This window comes from Pseudomonas sp. B21_DOA, from assembly GCA_030544685.1.
Classification (GTDB): Bacteria; Pseudomonadota; Gammaproteobacteria; order Pseudomonadales; family Pseudomonadaceae; genus Aquipseudomonas; species Aquipseudomonas fluorescens_AO.
Genome location: CP086683.1, coordinates 4,738,133 through 4,755,320, shown reverse-complemented (window position 1 = coordinate 4,755,320; position 17,188 = coordinate 4,738,133). Strand labels below are relative to the sequence as shown.

The window sequence follows — 17,188 nt, the reverse complement described above, 5'->3', positions numbered from 1 at the left end:
TGTAAGACCTGAAAATCCCGTGAAAAGGCCTGTAAAAAGAGCGGTTTCCGGCGAACGGTTGAAGTTTTTTCTCAGACATGAAAAACCCCGCACGGGGCGGGGTTCTGGTGCAGCGGAAAAACCACTCAGGCGTGCAGGGTTTCTGCGGCGTAGAGCGTGTTTTCCAGCAGGCAGGCGCGCGTCATCGGGCCAACGCCGCCTGGTACTGGCGTAATCCAGCCGGCGCGGGGCAGGGCGGTTTCGTAGACGACGTCACCGACCAGTTTGCCGTCGTCCTGACGGTTGATGCCGACGTCGATCACGATCGCGCCTTCCTTGATCCACTCGCCCTTGACCAGGCCCGGCTTGCCGGCGGCGACGACCACCAGATCAGCACGGCCGACGTGGCCCGCCAGATCCTTGGTGAAGCGGTGAGTGACAGTGACGGTGCAGCCGGCCAGCAACAATTCCATGGCCATCGGGCGACCGACGATATTCGAGGCGCCAACGACCACCGCGTCCATGCCGTAAAGATCAGCGCCAGTGCTTTCCAGCAAGGTCATGATGCCTTTCGGGGTGCACGGACGCAGCAGCGGGATGCGCTGGGCCAGGCGGCCGACGTTGTACGGGTGGAAGCCGTCGACGTCTTTGTCCGGGCGAATGCGTTCCAGCAATTTGGACGCGTCGAGATGTTCTGGCAGAGGCAGCTGCAGGAGAACGCCGTCGATTGCCGGATCGTCATTGAGGCGATCGATCAGATCGGTCAGGGCGTCCTGAGTGGTGTCGGAGGGCAGGTCGTAGGCTTGAGAGAGGAAGCCTACCTCTTCACAGTCTTTACGCTTGTGCGAGACATAAACCTGAGAGGCAGGATCGCTGCCGACCAGGATCACCGCGAGGCCGGGGTGCGCAGGCCTTGCTGGCGACGCTCGGCAACTCGTTGGGCGATCTGCTGGCGCAGGCTGGCGGCGATCGATTTGCCGTCGATTAGTTGTGCAGTCATTGCGCGTGATTAACCATCGAGAGGGAAAAAATGAGAACGCATTCTCGCATGTCGAGCGGTGAGGGCAAAGGCGCTTGGTCAGCAAATTCCTCTAACTCCTTTAATTAAATGAATTTTTTTCAAAAAGGATTTGACGACCTTTTGAGCCCTCTATACTATTCGTCGCACTTGTCGGGCACAGCCTAGCACTGGTTAAGAAGGTGAAGCGGAATCAAGGTTCTGCGACACTGGAAAGCACTTAGTTTGTAGTCCTTTAAGAGTACAGATTAACAAGGCGCCCGTAGCTCAGCTGGATAGAGCATCCGCCTTCTAAGCGGATGGTCGCAGGTTCGAGTCCTGCCGGGTGCGCCATTAGGCAGCTTTGGCACAAGTAACGCGATATGGTGGGCGTAGCTCAGTTGGTAGAGCACGGGATTGTGACTCCCGTTGTCGTGGGTTCGATCCCCATCGTCCACCCCATATTTCGAAAGGCGCCAGATTTAACGGTCTGGCGCCTTTGCTTTAAAAGCTTCATCCGCGGATGTGGTGGAATTGGTAGACACACTGGATTTAGGTTCCAGCGCCGCGAGGCGTAAGAGTTCGAGTCTCTTCATCCGCACCAAATAAAGCTTTATCTGTGCCTCGGGCCTGATGAGGTTTTGACAAAGAAGTTGTTTGGCTTTTGTGTTACGCAATATGGTGGGCGTAGCTCAGTTGGTAGAGCACGGGATTGTGACTCCCGTTGTCGTGGGTTCGATCCCCATCGTCCACCCCATATTTCGAAAGGCGCCAGATTTAACAGTCTGGCGCCTTTTTTGTTTTAGCGGTTTTCAAAATCGACCTGGTCGGTTTCAGGTCGCAGGGCAGGGCACTTCATCGCATTTAAACGATCCGATGACGCTGAACTGCTCGTCGTTCCGGTTTTGCTGGAATGGCAGTCAGGGCGGATTTGATAGTTGCTTCTATATATAGAGGCGTTGAAACAGAGCCCTGACCTGATCGCTTGTATTCGCCAGTGGAGTGCGCGGCATTCGTGCGGCGCTCCCTATAAATTGCCTGCTGTTTTTTTACCCGTTTCCAGTAGGGTGACTTCTTGAGTTTGACCCACTAGAATGCATGCCCTTGATTCTGGGGTCGGAAACGGCCGGCTAACGTCTGTGCAACGAGGAATATCCATGCAAGTTTCTGTTGAAAATACTACTGCTCTCGAGCGCCGCATGAGCGTCACCGTGCCGGCAGAGCGCATCGAGACTCAGGTCAACAAGCGTCTGCAGCAGACTGCCCAAAAGGCCAAAATTGCTGGCTTCCGTCCAGGCAAAGTGCCAATGAGCGAAATCAAGCGCCGTTTCGGTGCTGATGCGCGTCAGGAAGCGGTAGGCGACGTCATCCAGTCTTCCTTCTACGAAGCTGTGGTCGAGCAGAAGCTCAACCCTGCCGGTTCGCCTTCGATCGAGCCAAAGTCGCTCGAAGCGGGCAAGGATCTGGAATACGTTGCTGTGTTCGAAGTCTTCCCTGAGTTCACCGTTGCTGGCTTCGAAGGCATCACCGTTGAGCGTCTGAGCGCTGAAGTGGCTGACGCTGACCTGGACAAGATGCTCGACATCCTGCGCAAGCAGAACACCCGTTTCGAAGTGGCCGACCGTGCTGCCCAGAACGAAGACCAACTGAACATCGATTTCGTTGGCAAGGTTGACGGCGAAGTATTCGCTGGCGGCTCCGCCAAGGGCACTCAGCTGGTGCTGGGTTCCGGCCGTATGATCCCGGGCTTCGAAGAAGGCCTGGTTGGCGCTAAAGCTGGCGAAGAGCGCGTTCTGAACCTGACTTTCCCTGAGGACTATCAGAACCTGGACCTGGCTGGCAAAACCGCCGAGTTCACCGTGACCGTCAACACTGTGTCCGAGCCTAAGCTGCCTGAGCTGAACGAAGAGTTCTTCGCTCAGTTCGGCATCAAGGAAAGCGGCATCGACGGTTTCCGCACCGAAGTTCGCAAGAACATGGAGCGTGAACTGCGTCAGGCAATCAAATCCAAGGTCAAGAATCAGGTAATGGACGGTCTGCTGGCCACCAACCCGATCGAAGTGCCAAAGGCTCTGCTGTCCAACGAAGTTGACCGTCTGCGCGTGCAGGCTGTTCAGCAGTTCGGCGGCAACATCAAGCCAGACCAACTGCCAGCCGAGCTGTTCGAAGAGCAAGCCAAGCGCCGCGTCGTGCTGGGTCTGATCGTTGCCGAAGTGGTCAAGCAGTTCGATCTGAAGCCTGACGAAGCTCGCGTTCGCGAAATGATTCAGGAAATGGCTTCCGCTTACCAGGAGCCAGAGCAGGTCGTGTCGTGGTACTACAAAAACGAGCAGCAACTGAACGAAGTGCGTTCGGTTGTGCTGGAAGAACAAGTTGTGGATACTGTTCTGCAGAAAGCTAGTGTGACCGACAAATCGGTCTCCTACGAAGAAGCAGTCAAGCCGGTAGAAGCTCCAGCAGCCGACTGATTGATTTTGCGTTAGAAGTGCACACCATAAGCCAGCTCTCGAGCTGGCTTATGCGTATTCAAGACATAACTATTTGGGAGCGACTGCAGAGCATGTTCCGTAATTCTTATATTCAGCAGAACTCTGATATCCAGGCCGCCGGCGGCCTGGTCCCGATGGTTGTCGAGCAGTCCGCTCGTGGCGAACGCGCCTACGACATCTACTCGCGCCTGCTCAAGGAGCGAGTGATCTTTCTGGTGGGCCCGGTAGAGGACTACATGGCCAACCTGATCTGTGCGCAGCTGCTGTTCCTTGAAGCGGAAAACCCGGACAAGGACATCCATCTGTACATCAACTCGCCGGGCGGTTCGGTGACTGCAGGCATGTCGATCTACGACACCATGCAGTTCATCAAGCCGAACGTGTCGACCACCTGCATCGGTCAGGCCTGCAGCATGGGTGCATTCCTGCTCACCGCAGGTGCACCGGGCAAGCGTTTCTGCCTGCCGAACTCGCGTGTGATGATTCACCAGCCACTGGGTGGTTTCCAGGGCCAGGCATCGGATATCGAAATCCATGCCAAGGAAATCCTCTTCATCCGCGAGCGTCTGAACATGCTGATGGCCAAGCACAGCGGCCGTACTCTGGAAGAAATCGAGCGCGATACCAATCGCGACAACTTCATGAGTGCCGAAGCTGCGAAGGAATACGGCCTGATCGACGAAGTGATCAACCAGCGTCCAGCTTAATATAAGCAGCGCAAAACAGGCCTGATCGGCATGTCCGATCAGCGGCGGGCTTGAAAAAGCCCGCAATAGCCTTCATCTTGTGTTGCAAGCCTATCGGATTTGGATCGAACGAATGACTGACACCCGCAACGGCGAGGACAACGGCAAGCTGCTCTATTGCTCCTTCTGTGGCAAAAGCCAGCATGAAGTGCGCAAATTGATTGCCGGCCCCTCGGTCTTTATCTGCGACGAGTGCGTCGACCTGTGCAATGACATCATCCGCGAGGAGGTGCAGGAAGCACAGGCCGAAAGCAGCGCGCATAAATTGCCTTCGCCTAAAGAAATCAGCGGCATCCTTGACCAGTACGTCATTGGTCAGGAGCGTGCGAAAAAGGTTCTGGCCGTAGCGGTGTACAACCACTACAAGCGTCTGAACCAGCGTGACAAGAAGGCTGACGACGTCGAACTCGGCAAGAGCAACATCCTGCTGATCGGCCCGACAGGCTCCGGTAAAACCCTGCTGGCCGAAACACTGGCCCGCTTGCTGAATGTTCCGTTCACCATTGCCGACGCAACCACCCTCACCGAGGCCGGTTACGTGGGTGAGGATGTCGAGAACATCATTCAGAAGCTGCTGCAGAAGTGCGATTACGACGTAGAGAAAGCCCAGATGGGTATTGTCTACATCGACGAAATCGACAAGATTTCCCGCAAGTCCGACAACCCGTCGATCACCCGCGATGTTTCCGGTGAGGGCGTGCAGCAGGCCTTGCTCAAGTTGATCGAAGGCACGGTCGCTTCGGTACCGCCGCAAGGTGGCCGCAAGCATCCGCAGCAGGAATTCCTGCAGGTCGACACCCGTAACATCCTGTTCATCTGCGGTGGTGCGTTCTCCGGCCTGGAAAAGGTCATTCAGAACCGTTCCACCAAAGGCGGCATCGGCTTCAACGCCGAAGTGCGCAGCAAGGAAGAGGGCAAGAAAGTCGGTGAATCCCTGCGTGAAGTCGAGCCTGACGATCTGGTCAAGTTCGGTCTGATCCCGGAATTCGTCGGTCGTCTGCCGGTCCTGGCGACACTGGACGAGCTCGACGAGGCTGCGCTGATGCAAATCCTCACCGAGCCAAAAAATGCTCTGACCAAACAGTATGCCAAGCTGTTCGAAATGGAAGGCGTGGATCTGGAATTCCGTTCCGACGCGCTGAAATCGGTCGCCAAGCGTGCACTGGAACGTAAAACCGGTGCCCGTGGCCTGCGCTCGATTCTCGAAGGTGTGCTGCTCGACACGATGTATGAAATCCCTCGCAATCCGAGGTGAGCAAAGTCGTGATCGATGAAAGCGTCATCGAAGGCAAGTCCAAGCCACTGTATATCTACGAAAACAGTGAGCCGACGGCTAAGGCAGCGCCGGACGCATAAGCGTCCACCGCGCCGCAACAAAGAAGGGGCCTTCGGGCCTCTTTTTTTAAGTCGTTTTTTGCCTGCGCTTTGCGCTTGTTTTTTTCGAGGCAGCCCCCATCTTGGTTTCAAGCTTAATTCCATCTGATTACGGCCATACGGCCGCCGTAGAGGCGAAATCATGAAGACAACCATCGAATTGCCTCTCCTGCCATTGCGTGATGTCGTGGTTTATCCGCACATGGTTATCCCGCTGTTCGTGGGGCGCGAGAAATCCATCGAAGCCCTCGAGGCAGCGATGACGGGTGACAAGCAGATCTTGCTGCTGGCCCAGAGAAACCCGGCTGACGATGATCCGGGTGAAGACGCTCTCTATCGCGTAGGTACGATTGCCACGGTTCTGCAGCTGCTGAAGCTGCCTGATGGCACCGTCAAGGTTCTGGTCGAAGGCGAGCAGCGTGGCACCGTCGAACGCTTCAGCGAAATCGATGGCCACTGCCGCGCCGAAGTTTCTCTGATCGAAGAAGTCGACGCCGCCGAGCGCGAGTCGGAAGTCTTCGTGCGCACGCTGCTGTCGCAGTTCGAGCAATACGTTCAGCTGGGCAAGAAGGTTCCGGCTGAAGTCCTGTCGTCGCTCAACAGCATCGATGAGCCCGGTCGTCTGGTCGACACCATGGCCGCGCACATGGCGCTGAAAATCGAGCAGAAGCAGGAAATCCTCGAAATCGTCGATCTGTCGGCCCGTGTCGAGCACGTGCTGGCACTGCTGGATGCCGAGATTGACTTGCTGCAGGTCGAGAAACGCATTCGCGGTCGCGTGAAAAAGCAAATGGAGCGCAGCCAGCGCGAGTACTACCTGAATGAGCAGATGAAGGCCATTCAGAAAGAGCTCGGCGACGGTGACGAAGGTCACAATGAAATCGAAGAGCTGAAAAAGCGCATCGATGCTGCCGGCCTGCCAAAGGATGCACTGGCCAAAGCCACTGCGGAGCTGAACAAGCTCAAGCAGATGTCGCCGATGTCCGCTGAAGCCACCGTAGTGCGCTCGTACATCGACTGGCTGGTGCAAGTGCCGTGGAAGGCGCAAAGCAAAGTACGCCTCGATCTGGCCCGTGCAGAAGACATTCTCGACGCCGATCACTACGGTCTCGAAGAGGTCAAGGAACGCATCCTTGAATACCTCGCCGTGCAGAAACGCGTGAAGAAAATTCGTGGCCCGGTGTTGTGCCTGGTCGGTCCTCCAGGCGTGGGTAAAACCTCGCTGGCGGAATCGATTGCCCACGCAACCAACCGTAAATTCGTGCGTATGGCCTTGGGCGGCGTGCGTGATGAAGCGGAAATCCGTGGTCACCGCCGGACCTACATCGGTTCGATGCCGGGAAGATTGATTCAAAAGATGACAAAAGTGGGCGTACGCAACCCGCTGTTTCTGCTCGATGAAATCGACAAGATGGGCAGCGACATGCGTGGCGATCCGGCGTCGGCGTTGCTGGAAGTGCTCGACCCTGAGCAAAACCACAACTTCAATGATCACTATCTCGAAGTCGATTACGACCTCTCCGATGTGATGTTCCTGTGCACGTCGAACTCGATGAACATTCCGCCAGCGCTGCTGGACCGGATGGAAGTCATCCGTCTGCCGGGTTACACCGAAGACGAGAAGATCAACATCGCCGTGAAATATCTGTCGCCTAAACAGATCGCCGCCAATGGTCTGAAGAAGGGCGAGCTGGAGTTCGACGAGGAAGCGATCCGCGACATCATCCGTTACTACACCCGTGAAGCGGGCGTGCGTGGCCTCGAGCGGCAGATTGCCAAGGTCTGCCGCAAGGCGGTCAAAGAGCATGCCCTCGAAAAACGCTTCTCGGTGAAAGTGACAGCTGATCTGCTCGAGCATTTCCTCGGCGTGCGCAAGTTCCGCTACGGCCTGGCCGAGCAGCAGGATCAAGTGGGTCAGGTGACGGGCCTGGCGTGGACTCAGGTCGGCGGTGAATTGCTGACCATCGAAGCTGCAGTGATTCCGGGTAAAGGACAACTGATCAAGACCGGTTCGCTCGGTGATGTAATGGTCGAATCGATCACTGCCGCACAAACCGTGGTGCGCAGCCGCGCCAAGAGTCTGGGCATTCCGCTGGACTTCCACGAGAAGCGCGACACCCACATTCACATGCCGGAAGGGGCGACCCCGAAAGACGGCCCTAGCGCTGGCGTAGGCATGTGCACGGCGCTGGTCTCGGCGTTGACCGGCATTCCGGTACGCGCCGATGTCGCCATGACCGGTGAGATCACGCTGCGTGGGCAAGTGCTGGCAATCGGCGGTTTGAAAGAAAAACTGCTGGCGGCACATCGCGGCGGAATCAAGATTGTGATTATTCCGGAAGAAAACGTCCGCGATCTGAAGGAGATTCCTGACAATATCAAGCAGGATCTGCAGATCAAACCGGTTAAATGGATTGACGAGGTCCTGCAAATTGCGCTGCAATACGCGCCGGAGCCCTTGCCGGATGTGGCTCCGGAGATAGTTGCCAAGGACGAAAAACGCGAGTCTGATGCCAAGGAAAGAATTAGCACGCATTAATACGTTTTAGCCTGGGGGCTTTCCTTGACAGCATTTTAGAGCCCTTGTTATAAAGCGGCTCTTAAGTGTCTGTAGGCCATTCAGCACTCGTTTTTGCTTTCACCAAAAAACTTAGAAACATCTCAAAATAGATATAAGGGGACTTAGAGTGAACAAGTCGGAACTGATTGATGCTATCGCTGCATCCGCTGATATCCCGAAAGCTGCTGCTGGCCGTGCGCTGGACGCTGTAATCGAATCCGTCACTGGCGCTCTGAAGGCTGGCGACTCCGTTGTTCTGGTTGGTTTCGGTACTTTCTCCGTGACTGACCGTCCGGCTCGTACCGGTCGTAACCCGCAAACCGGCAAGACTCTGGAAATCCCGGCTGCCAAGAAGCCAGGTTTCAAAGCCGGTAAAGCACTGAAAGAAGCTGTTAACTGAGTTTTCAGGTTTTTACCCATCCGGGTCGGGGTCAAGCCTGACTTGGCAGCGGAGCGGTAGAGCAGGTGGCTGGAACAGGCACCTGTAACGCCGGGATCGAGGGTTCGAGCCCTGTCCGCTCCGCCAGTTACGAGAAGGCGCATCCTCGGATGCGCCTTTCTTCTATCCGGATTCTACCCACGCTCCACGGTTGCCTAAATTGAAGTTCAACCGTTTCTGGGGGACGCATGCTGCAGAATATCAGGGACAATTCACAAGGCTGGATTGCCAAGACAATTATCGGAGTCATCGTTGCACTGATGGCTCTGACCGGTTTCGATGCCATTTTCCAGGCCACGACTCACAAGAACGAGGCGGCCAAGGTCAACGGTGACGAAATCAGCCAGAACGAGCTGAGCCAGGCCGTTGACATGCAACGCCGTCAGCTGATGCAACAGCTGGGCAAGGACTTCGATGCTTCCTTGCTCGACGAAAAAATGCTGCGCGAATCGGCTCTCAAAGGCCTGATCGACCGCAAGTTGCTGCTGCAAGGCGCCGAACAGGCGAAATTCTCTTTCTCCGAAGCCGCGCTGGATCAGGTGATTCTGCAAACGCCTGAATTCCAGGTTGACGGCAAGTTCAGCTCCGAGCGTTTCGACCAGGTGATCCGTCAACTGGGTTACAGCCGCATGCAGTTCCGCCAGATGCTGGCTCAGGAAATGTTGATCGGCCAGTTGCGCGCCGGTGTTGCAGGCAGCGGTTTCGTCACCGACGCCGAAGTGCTGGCATTCGCCCGTCTGGAAAAACAGACCCGTGATTTCGCTACTCTGAACGTCAAGGCCGACCCGGCTGCGGTCAAGCTGACCGATGACGAGGTCAAGGCTTACTACGACGAGCACGCCAAGGAATTCATGACGCCGGATCAGGTGATCATCGATTACGTCGAGCTCAAGAAATCGTCGTTCTTCGATCAGGTCGCGGTCAAGGATGAAGACCTGCAGGCGGCGTATCAGAAAGAGATCGCCAACCTGTCGGAACAGCGTCGTGCCGCGCACATCCTCATCGAAGTGAACGACAAGACCAGCGAAGCGCAGGCCAAGGCGAAGATCGAAGAAGTCCAGGCGCGTCTGGCCAAGGGCGAGAAATTCGAAGCGCTGGCCAAAGAGTTCTCGCAGGATCCGGGGTCCGCCAACAATGGTGGTGACCTGGGTTATGCCGGTCCTGGCGTTTACGACCCGGCTTTCGAAAAAGCGCTGTACGCCTTGTCGAAAGAGCAGGTGTCCGAGCCGATTCGTACCGACTTCGGTTATCACCTGATCAAGCTGTTGGGCGTGGAAGCGCCTGAAGTACCGACCCTGGCCAGCCTGAAAGACAAGCTGACCCGCGAGCTGAAAGCCGCTCAGGTCGAGCAGCGTTTTGTTGAGGCGACCAAGCAGTTGGAAGACTCGGCGTTCGAAGCCTCTGACCTGGCACAGCCAGCAGCGGACCTGAAATTGACCGTGCACACGTCCAAGCCGTTCGGCCGTGAAGGTGGCGAAGGTGTTGCCGCCAACCGTGCCGTGGTCACTGCTGCATTCAGCCCGGAAGTCATTGATGAGGGTGCCAACAGCACCGCCATCGAGCTGGATCCGGAAACCGTGATCGTGCTGCGTTCCAAGGAGCACCTGAAGCCTGCGCAGCTGCCGCTGGAAAGCGTGACTGCGGCGATCCGTACTCAGCTGACCAAGGAACATGCCAGTGCCGAGGCCAAGACCCGTGCCGAGAAGCTGATCGCCGATCTGCGTGACGGCAAGGCGCCGCTGGACAAGGCGGTTGATGGTCAGAACTGGAAAACCACCGAAGCGGCTACTCGTGGTCAGGAAGGGGTTGATCCGGCCGTGCTGCAGGCGTTGTTCCGTATGCCGAAACCGGCTGCCAAGGACAAGCCGACGTTCTCCAGCGTTACGTTGCCGGATGGCAGTCTGATGATCGTGCGTCTGAATGGCGTCAATGAAGCGGCTGCACCGACGGATGAAGAGAAGGCGCAATATCGTCGTTTCCTCGCCTCCCGTGAAGGGCAGCAGGACTTTGCGGCGTATCGCAAGCAGTTGGAAGCTGAGGCGAAGATCGAGCGGTTTTGATCTTTTGACTGGCGTTTGAAGGAGCCCCGGCCTGATGGTCGGGGCTTTTTTGTTTTTGGGCGTGGCGGCCTTTGGGCCGGCCATGCTGTTGGGTTTGGGTGAATATCCGTTTTTTGCGGTGTTGCTGAGTACGGTTCCGCCCTTACGGCGGGTCACCTTTTTCAAACGCCAAAAAGGTAACCCAAAGGCTTGCTCCTGCGTTCGGCCCTCGCAGGCTCGGGTTCCTTCGCTGCGGGATCGATCCGGGCGCAGCGGCTACGGTTTGCTTCGCTGCACCTCCTTCCGCTGTGTTCGACTTCGTCGAACGGTCGCTGCGCTCCCACGCCCGGATCAATCCCTCCACTCAGCCTTCCGACGTCGCCGGTGGATCAAGATCAAGAGCACTCGAGCTTGCGCTCATTGTTGAGTGGGGCGGCTTCGCCACGGGCAGCTGCGCTGCTTTGCTTTTGCTTTTGTGGGAGCGAGCCTGCTCGCGAAGGCGGCCTGACAGCCGACCTGATTCTTGGATGGACTACGTCCCTTGGCGGTTTAGAACAGGTCGGGCGGTTAGGGTGTTGTGGCCGTCGAGTCGACAGGCGACGGCGAAATTGCGCGTGCCGATCGATCATTTGTCGGCGCGGCTTTTTCCATCCGGCGAGGACCGGTAAAGTTGTAACCGATTCTTGACACTATTCCATGCGCCATGGGGCGGCGATCTGTTGCACAATACGCCCCGGACTGTTTTCCCTCAGGATGTTCAATGTTGATTTCCACTCCCATGCGTGTTGTCGGGCTGGCGCTTTTGTTGACTGCGGTGGCCGGTTGTTCGAAGGACAAGCCGATCTATGAGCATGAGAACTTCGATGACTCCGGCACCTTTTCGCGCAATTACCCGGTGACTGATACCGCCAGCTGCGAAGCGGCTCGTCGCGCGTTGCTCAGTCAGGGCTACATCATTACCAGCAGTGATCCGAAGCTGGTCAGCGGTCACAAGAGCTTCCAGCAGACCGGCGAGACCCACCTCGAGATCAGCTTCAACGTGGTCTGTGCCGAAGATGGCAGCGCCGGGCATCACGCGACGGTGTTCGCCAACGCCCTCCAGGACCGTTATGCGCTGAAGAAGACCAACAATTCGGCCAGCCTCGGGGTTGGTGTGCTGGGCTCGGTGTCGATGCCGATCGGCTCCTCGGATGATTCGATGGTCAAGGTCGCCAGTGAGACCGTCACTGCGCAGAAGTTCTACGAGCGGTTCTTCACACTGGTGGAGCAGTTCCTGCCCGCCGATGCGAAGAAGGCTGCACACATCGAAGAAAAACCGAAAACCGACCTCGGTGTGCCTGAGCCGAAGGTGACGCCTGCTCCGGCTGCTGCGCCACTTGTGCCGACACCTGCGGCGGAACCGGCTCCTGCGCCAGCTGCCGAGCCTGCACCGGCGCCTGTCGACACCGCGCCAGTGAGTTCCGAGCCGGTCGTGCCACCCGCGGAGTCGGCGCCGATCACGCCAGCGCCTGCGCCCGCAGAAGAGCCAGCGCCGGCCAGCGAAACCATCACGCCACCGACCAACCCGGATATTCCGCCACCGTCCGAGCCGATTCCGGCGATGCCTGCGTCGGGCCAATAAAAACTCAGCGAAACCCTGTGGGAGCGAGCCTGCTCGCGAATGCGTAGTGTCAGTCGACAGATGATCAGACTGACACACCGCCTTCGCGAGCAGGCTCGCTCCCATAGTGGTTTTCGGGTGGGCATAAGATCTGGTTACATACCTGCGACATCAGCGCCGCGATAAATCCCCAACCACCTGCTACGTTTTATTCATGAAGGCGGCGTTTCACTTTTCCTTCACACGGGCACTTTATGCTCGGGGCACAGGTCGATTGATCAGGCCATTTTCATAGCGAGCGGTTTGGGGGATTTATACGATGGATGAGTATCAGGAAGAACTGCTCGAATACCAGGCCTATGAGCTGGATCAGCCAGAGCCGGCTGACGACGCCACGGAGCTCTGAGCGTCAGGCTCCCGAGCGGTAATTTCGTCGAGATTCGCCGGGCGTCTGCCCGCTCCAGCGCTTGAAAGCGCGCTGGAAGGCTTCGGCTGAGGCAAAGCCCAGTAGATAGGCGATCTCACCGAACGCCAATTCGGTGTCGCGGATGTAAGTCATCGCCAGGTCCCGGCGAGTGTCATTGAGGATTGCGCGGAACTGCGTGCCTTCCTCGGCGAGTTTGCGTCGCAAGGTCCATGTCGGCAGTTTCAGGCGTGCCGCGACTTCTTCAAGATCCGGTTCGCGGCCTCCATTGAGCAGCGGGCCGAGCAGTTGAGTGATGCGCTCGCGCAGGCTGCGGGTGCGGGTCATTTGGTCCAGCTCCCGCTCACACAGTTGCAGCAGATGCCGCCAAGTGCCCGGACAATGTTCAGGGTTGCGCAGGGCGAGACTGCTCAGGCTCAGGCGCAGTTGGTTGTGCTCGGCGCGGAACTGGATCGGGCAGTCGCCGAGCGCGGCGTAGGCGTCGCGATAATCCGGCGCTTCGAATTCGATTTCGATCCGCTCGGCGCGCAACGTTTCGCCGCACAGGCTCGACAACTGATGCAGCCAGCCGGCGAGGATCGAGTCGACCACGAAGCGGTTATAAGCGTTGTACGGGCTGATCGAGTAGAAGCGCAGCCAGGCGCCGCTGGCGTCTTCATGGAAAGTGGATTGCCCTCGGTAGTTCGAGCCGTAGAGCGGTTCGAAACGCGTCAGGCAACGGGCCGCTTCGCGCACGGTGGGTGCTTGCGCGGCGGTGATGCCGGCCAGCCCAGCCTGATTCAAGCGGATCATGCGGCCCATGCGCAGGCCCAGAGCGGGATCGCCGGTGAGTTGAATCGCCGCATGGCCCAAGCGCATGTAACGCGGGATCGATAAGCGTGCCCCGGCCTCGGCCAGCCGCGCGGTATCGAGGCCGTATTGCTCAAGCAGAGGCAGCGGATCGACGTCGTGGCTGCGCACGGCATCGGCCAGACTGTGGACGAAACCCACCGACAGATCCCCGAGGCGCATCGGCTGCGGCTTCATGGATTACAGCCAGACGTTCAGCAAGCGCGCACCACGGGCCTCGCCATCGGCGAACTGCTGACCGTTGCTGCTGAGGAAGCTTCTGCCGGTGCTCGGCTTGTCCCAGAATTGCCCGCGCATGAACACACTGACGCCGGCAACCGCGCGGCTGCTCGGTGGTTGTGCGGTAAGGGTCAGTCGATGCCAGGCCTGTCCTTCACTGAGGTCGCCGGGCTTGAGGCTGACTGACCCCGGCGTGCTCGAACCTTTGTAACCGCGCCATGGCTTGTCCCACGCGCCTTGGCCAATAACCTGCGCCGGTACGGCCACCAGTTGCGCGCCTTGGTCATCGAGTGTGCGGTAGTTGGAGGGATACCAGCTGTCACTGCCGATCAGGATGCCGAGGCGTCCGGCCGGGGTGTCGACGACCTGAATGGCGTGCTTGTTTTCGGCCTCAATCACACCCTGCTGATCAAAGATCGGGTGCATCTGGCGTTGCGGCTGCCCCAGCGGCAAACCGTCGCGGCCGAATACCACGCTGCTGTTGAACAGCGCGCCGCTGCCAGGCTTGAGCTGGCCATCACGGATACTCGGCTCTGGCAGCACAATGGAGCCGGCGACCAGGGTGACCTGAAACTCCTTGGCCAGACCGCCGAACAGCGCCTGATAATCCTTGGCCATGGCTTTCGATTTCATCCGCAGATAAGCATCGTCCAGGCGTTGCTCGCCCTTGGCCCGCAGCCACGCGCGGGCGAACAGCAGCGGATTGCTCGCCGCCAGCCAGTTCATCGCCTCAGCCAGCGTCGGTGCCTGATAGAGCTCGTCTTTCTCGCCGCTGATCATCAGCCACGTACCGACGTGCTCGGGCAAAACCACCACGGTTTTTTCGTTGAGCAAACCTTGATCGCGGGCCTGCTGCAGGTACGCCGCGAGTTTGCGGTGCAGGCGTGCGGAGCTTTGGTAATCGGTGGGGAACAGTTCGGGCTGAATGCCGAGCAGGTTGCCACGGTCGCCGGGCGTGCCGTGATCGACGGCGAGCTTGATGCGCAGGTCCGACAGGTAATGCCCCGCCGGTCGGTCTGCCGCCCACATGGCGTAGGTGGTCAGGGCGGCAACGAGGGCCATGGAGAAAAACAGATACAGAAGTTTGCGCATGAAAACCAACAACAGCCGGGTACAGAGTGTGGCGCCTAGGGTAGGGCCCATGGCCCGGATTGCCAAGGGGCGCTGCGCATTTGGATCAATAACTTGTCAGTTACGGTCATTGAGTGACAGCGGTACGACTCTTAGTCTGTCGAACATGACTGACGGGGGACGCAGAGCTCCCGCAATTTTCCGTGATCGCTCGTTGTGGAGTTACCGATGACCGCCGCTCATTACCCGCATTTGCTGGCCCCGCTGGACCTGGGATTCACCACGCTGCGCAACCGCACGCTGATGGGCTCGATGCACACGGGCCTGGAAGAAAAGCCGGGTGGCTTCGAACGCATGGCGGCGTACTTCGCCGAACGTGCCCGTGGCGGTGTCGGCCTGATGGTGACCGGCGGTATTGGCCCGAATGACGAGGGCGGCGTGTATTCCGGTGCGGCCAAGCTCACCACTGAAGAAGAGGCGCTCAAGCACCGCATCGTCACCCGCGCGGTGCATGAGGCGGGCGGCAAGATCTGCATGCAGATTCTCCACGCCGGCCGTTATGCCTACAGCCCGAAACAGGTAGCGCCGAGCGCGATTCAGGCGCCGATCAACCCGTTCAAGCCCAAAGAGCTGGATGAAGAGGGCATTGAAAAGCAGATCAGTGATTTCGTCACCTGCTCGGTGCTGGCGCAGTCCGCCGAATACGACGGCGTCGAGATCATGGGTTCGGAAGGTTATTTCATTAACCAGTTCCTCGCCGCCCACACCAACCACCGCACCGACCGCTGGGGCGGCAGTTACGAAAACCGCATGCGCCTGCCGGTGGAAATCGTCCGCCGCGTACGCGAAGCGGTCGGGCCGAATTTCATCATCATCTTCCGCCTGTCGATGCTCGACCTGGTCGAAGGTGGCAGCACCTGGGACGAAATCGTCACGCTGGCCAAGGCCATCGAACAGGCTGGCGCGACCATCATCAACACCGGTATCGGCTGGCACGAAGCGCGGATCCCGACCATCGCCACCAAGGTTCCGCGTGCAGCGTTCAGTAAGGTCACGGCCAAGTTGCGTGGTTCGGTGAGTATTCCGCTGATCACCACCAACCGCATCAATACCCCGGAAATTGCCGAGCAGATTCTTGCCGAAGGCGATGCCGACATGGTCTCCATGGCCCGACCATTTCTCGCCGATCCGGACTTCGTCAACAAGGCCGCCGCAGGCCGTGCCGACGAAATCAACACCTGCATCGGCTGCAACCAGGCGTGCCTCGACCACACCTTTGGCGGCAAGCTGACCAGTTGCCTGGTCAACCCGCGTGCCTGCCACGAAACCGAACTCAATTACCTGCCGGTGCAGCAGATCAAGAAAATCGCCGTGGTCGGTGCCGGCCCTGCCGGGTTGTCCGCCGCCACCGTGGCCGCCGAGCGCGGTCATCAGGTGACGCTGTTCGATTCGGCCAGCGAGATCGGCGGCCAGTTCAACATTGCCAAGCGCGTGCCGGGCAAGGAAGAGTTTTTCGAAACCCTGCGCTACTTCAACCGCAAGCTGCAAACGACGAATGTCGAGGTATGCCTGAACACCCGCGTCGATGTGGCGAAACTGGTTGAGGGCGGCTACGACGAAATCATCCTCGCCACTGGTATCGCCCCGCGCGTGCCGGCGATTCCCGGCGTCGAGAATGCCAAGGTGCTGAGTTATCTGGACGTGATTCTCGAGCGCAAACCGGTCGGCAAGCGCGTCGCGGTGATCGGTGCAGGCGGGATCGGTTTCGATGTCTCGGAATTCCTCGTTCATCAAGGTGTAGCCACCAGTCTGGATCGCGCAGCGTTCTGGAAAGAGTGGGGCATCGACACGCAGCTGGAGGCGCGGGGTGGTGTGGCCGGTATCCAGGCGGCACCGCATGCACCGGCCCGTGAGGTGTTTCTGCTGCAGCGCAAGAAAACCAAGGTCGGCGACGGTCTGGGCAAAACCACCGGCTGGATTCACCGCACCGGTCTGAAGAACAAGCAGGTGCAGATGCTGAATAGCGTCGAATACCTGAGCATCGATGACCAGGGCTTGCATATCCGCATCGGCGAAACTGGCGAGCCGCAGCTGCTGGCGGTGGACAACATCGTGATTTGCGCCGGGCAGGATCCGCTGCGTGAGTTGCACGATGGCTTGGTCGAAGTCGGGCAGAACGTGCACTTGATCGGCGGCGCGGATGTTGCGGCGGAGCTCGATGCCAAGCGCGCGATCAACCAGGGGTCGCGCCTGGCAGCTGAGTTGTAAGCACATTCTGCAGGAGCTGCCGCAGGCTGCGATCTGTTGATCCTGATTTCAACAGCAAGATCAAAGATCGCAGCCTGCGGCAGCTCCTTGTATCTCGACTAACGCTCCGTCAGGAGCGATAGTTCTCGACTGAT

General features: G+C 58.4%; 9 protein-coding genes, 4 tRNA genes and 3 pseudogenes. 13 read left to right on the top strand and 3 right to left on the bottom strand.

Going from position 1 to position 17,188, the window contains the following annotated elements; translation table 11 throughout:
- Positions 1-125: 125 nt before the first annotated feature.
- Positions 126-979 (bottom strand): annotated as a pseudogene (folD, locus tag LJU32_21875) (bifunctional methylenetetrahydrofolate dehydrogenase/methenyltetrahydrofolate cyclohydrolase FolD).
- Positions 980-1,253: 274 nt separating this feature from the next.
- Between folD and LJU32_21870 the strand changes: the two are divergent.
- The 12 genes and pseudogenes from LJU32_21870 to LJU32_21815 all read left to right on the top strand — a co-directional run bounded on the left by LJU32_21870 (position 1,254) and on the right by LJU32_21815 (position 12,244).
- Positions 1,254-1,330: transfer RNA gene (locus LJU32_21870), tRNA-Arg, on the top strand.
- Between the two features lie 32 nt (positions 1,331-1,362).
- Positions 1,363-1,438, top strand: a tRNA-His gene (locus tag LJU32_21865).
- A gap of 57 nt (positions 1,439-1,495) precedes the next feature.
- Positions 1,496-1,580 (top strand) — tRNA-Leu (locus LJU32_21860).
- Between the two features lie 77 nt (positions 1,581-1,657).
- A tRNA-His gene (locus tag LJU32_21855) sits at positions 1,658-1,733 on the top strand.
- A 400-nt stretch (positions 1,734-2,133) separates the two neighbouring features.
- Positions 2,134-3,444, top strand: coding sequence for a trigger factor (tig, locus tag LJU32_21850; GenBank protein ID WKV88139.1), 1,311 nt, complete (start codon positions 2,134-2,136; stop codon positions 3,442-3,444).
- A gap of 92 nt (positions 3,445-3,536) precedes the next feature.
- A complete protein-coding gene (clpP, locus tag LJU32_21845) occupies positions 3,537-4,172 on the top strand; it encodes an ATP-dependent Clp endopeptidase proteolytic subunit ClpP (GenBank protein WKV88138.1) in 636 nt (211 codons plus the stop codon).
- A 112-nt stretch (positions 4,173-4,284) separates the two neighbouring features.
- Positions 4,285-5,567, top strand: a pseudogene (gene clpX, locus LJU32_21840) (ATP-dependent Clp protease ATP-binding subunit ClpX).
- Between the two features lie 160 nt (positions 5,568-5,727).
- Positions 5,728-8,124: an endopeptidase La gene (gene lon / locus LJU32_21835; GenBank protein ID WKV88137.1), complete on the top strand. Its 2,397-nt coding sequence runs from the start codon at positions 5,728-5,730 to the stop codon at positions 8,122-8,124.
- 148 nt (positions 8,125-8,272) lie between these two features.
- Complete coding sequence (locus tag LJU32_21830) at positions 8,273-8,545, top strand: HU family DNA-binding protein (GenBank protein ID WKV88136.1); 273 nt, start codon at positions 8,273-8,275, stop codon at positions 8,543-8,545.
- A 227-nt stretch (positions 8,546-8,772) separates the two neighbouring features.
- The gene (locus LJU32_21825; protein WKV88135.1) at positions 8,773-10,644 is read left to right on the top strand and encodes a SurA N-terminal domain-containing protein; all 1,872 of its coding nucleotides are present in this window, start codon (positions 8,773-8,775) and stop codon (positions 10,642-10,644) included.
- 551 nt (positions 10,645-11,195) lie between these two features.
- Positions 11,196-11,291 (top strand): annotated as a pseudogene (locus LJU32_21820) (LysR family transcriptional regulator).
- Positions 11,292-11,383: 92 nt separating this feature from the next.
- On the top strand, positions 11,384-12,244 hold the full coding sequence (locus LJU32_21815; protein ID WKV88134.1) for a DUF2242 domain-containing protein: 861 nt from the start codon (positions 11,384-11,386) through the stop codon (positions 12,242-12,244).
- A 388-nt stretch (positions 12,245-12,632) separates the two neighbouring features.
- Here LJU32_21815 and LJU32_21810 read toward each other — a convergent pair whose 3' ends face one another.
- Positions 12,633-13,673, bottom strand: coding sequence for an AraC family transcriptional regulator (locus LJU32_21810; protein WKV88133.1), 1,041 nt, complete (start codon positions 13,671-13,673; stop codon positions 12,633-12,635).
- Between the two features lie 3 nt (positions 13,674-13,676).
- Entirely contained in the window at positions 13,677-14,807 is a 1,131-nt protein-coding gene (locus tag LJU32_21805; GenBank protein ID WKV88132.1) for a carbon-nitrogen hydrolase family protein, read from the bottom strand.
- A 207-nt stretch (positions 14,808-15,014) separates the two neighbouring features.
- On the opposite strand from LJU32_21805, the gene LJU32_21800 reads away from it, so the two are divergent.
- Positions 15,015-17,054 carry an NADPH-dependent 2,4-dienoyl-CoA reductase gene (locus tag LJU32_21800; protein WKV88131.1) on the top strand — a complete coding sequence of 680 codons (2,040 nt, stop codon included), beginning with the start codon at positions 15,015-15,017 and terminating at the stop codon, positions 17,052-17,054.
- Positions 17,055-17,188 lie beyond the last annotated feature (134 nt).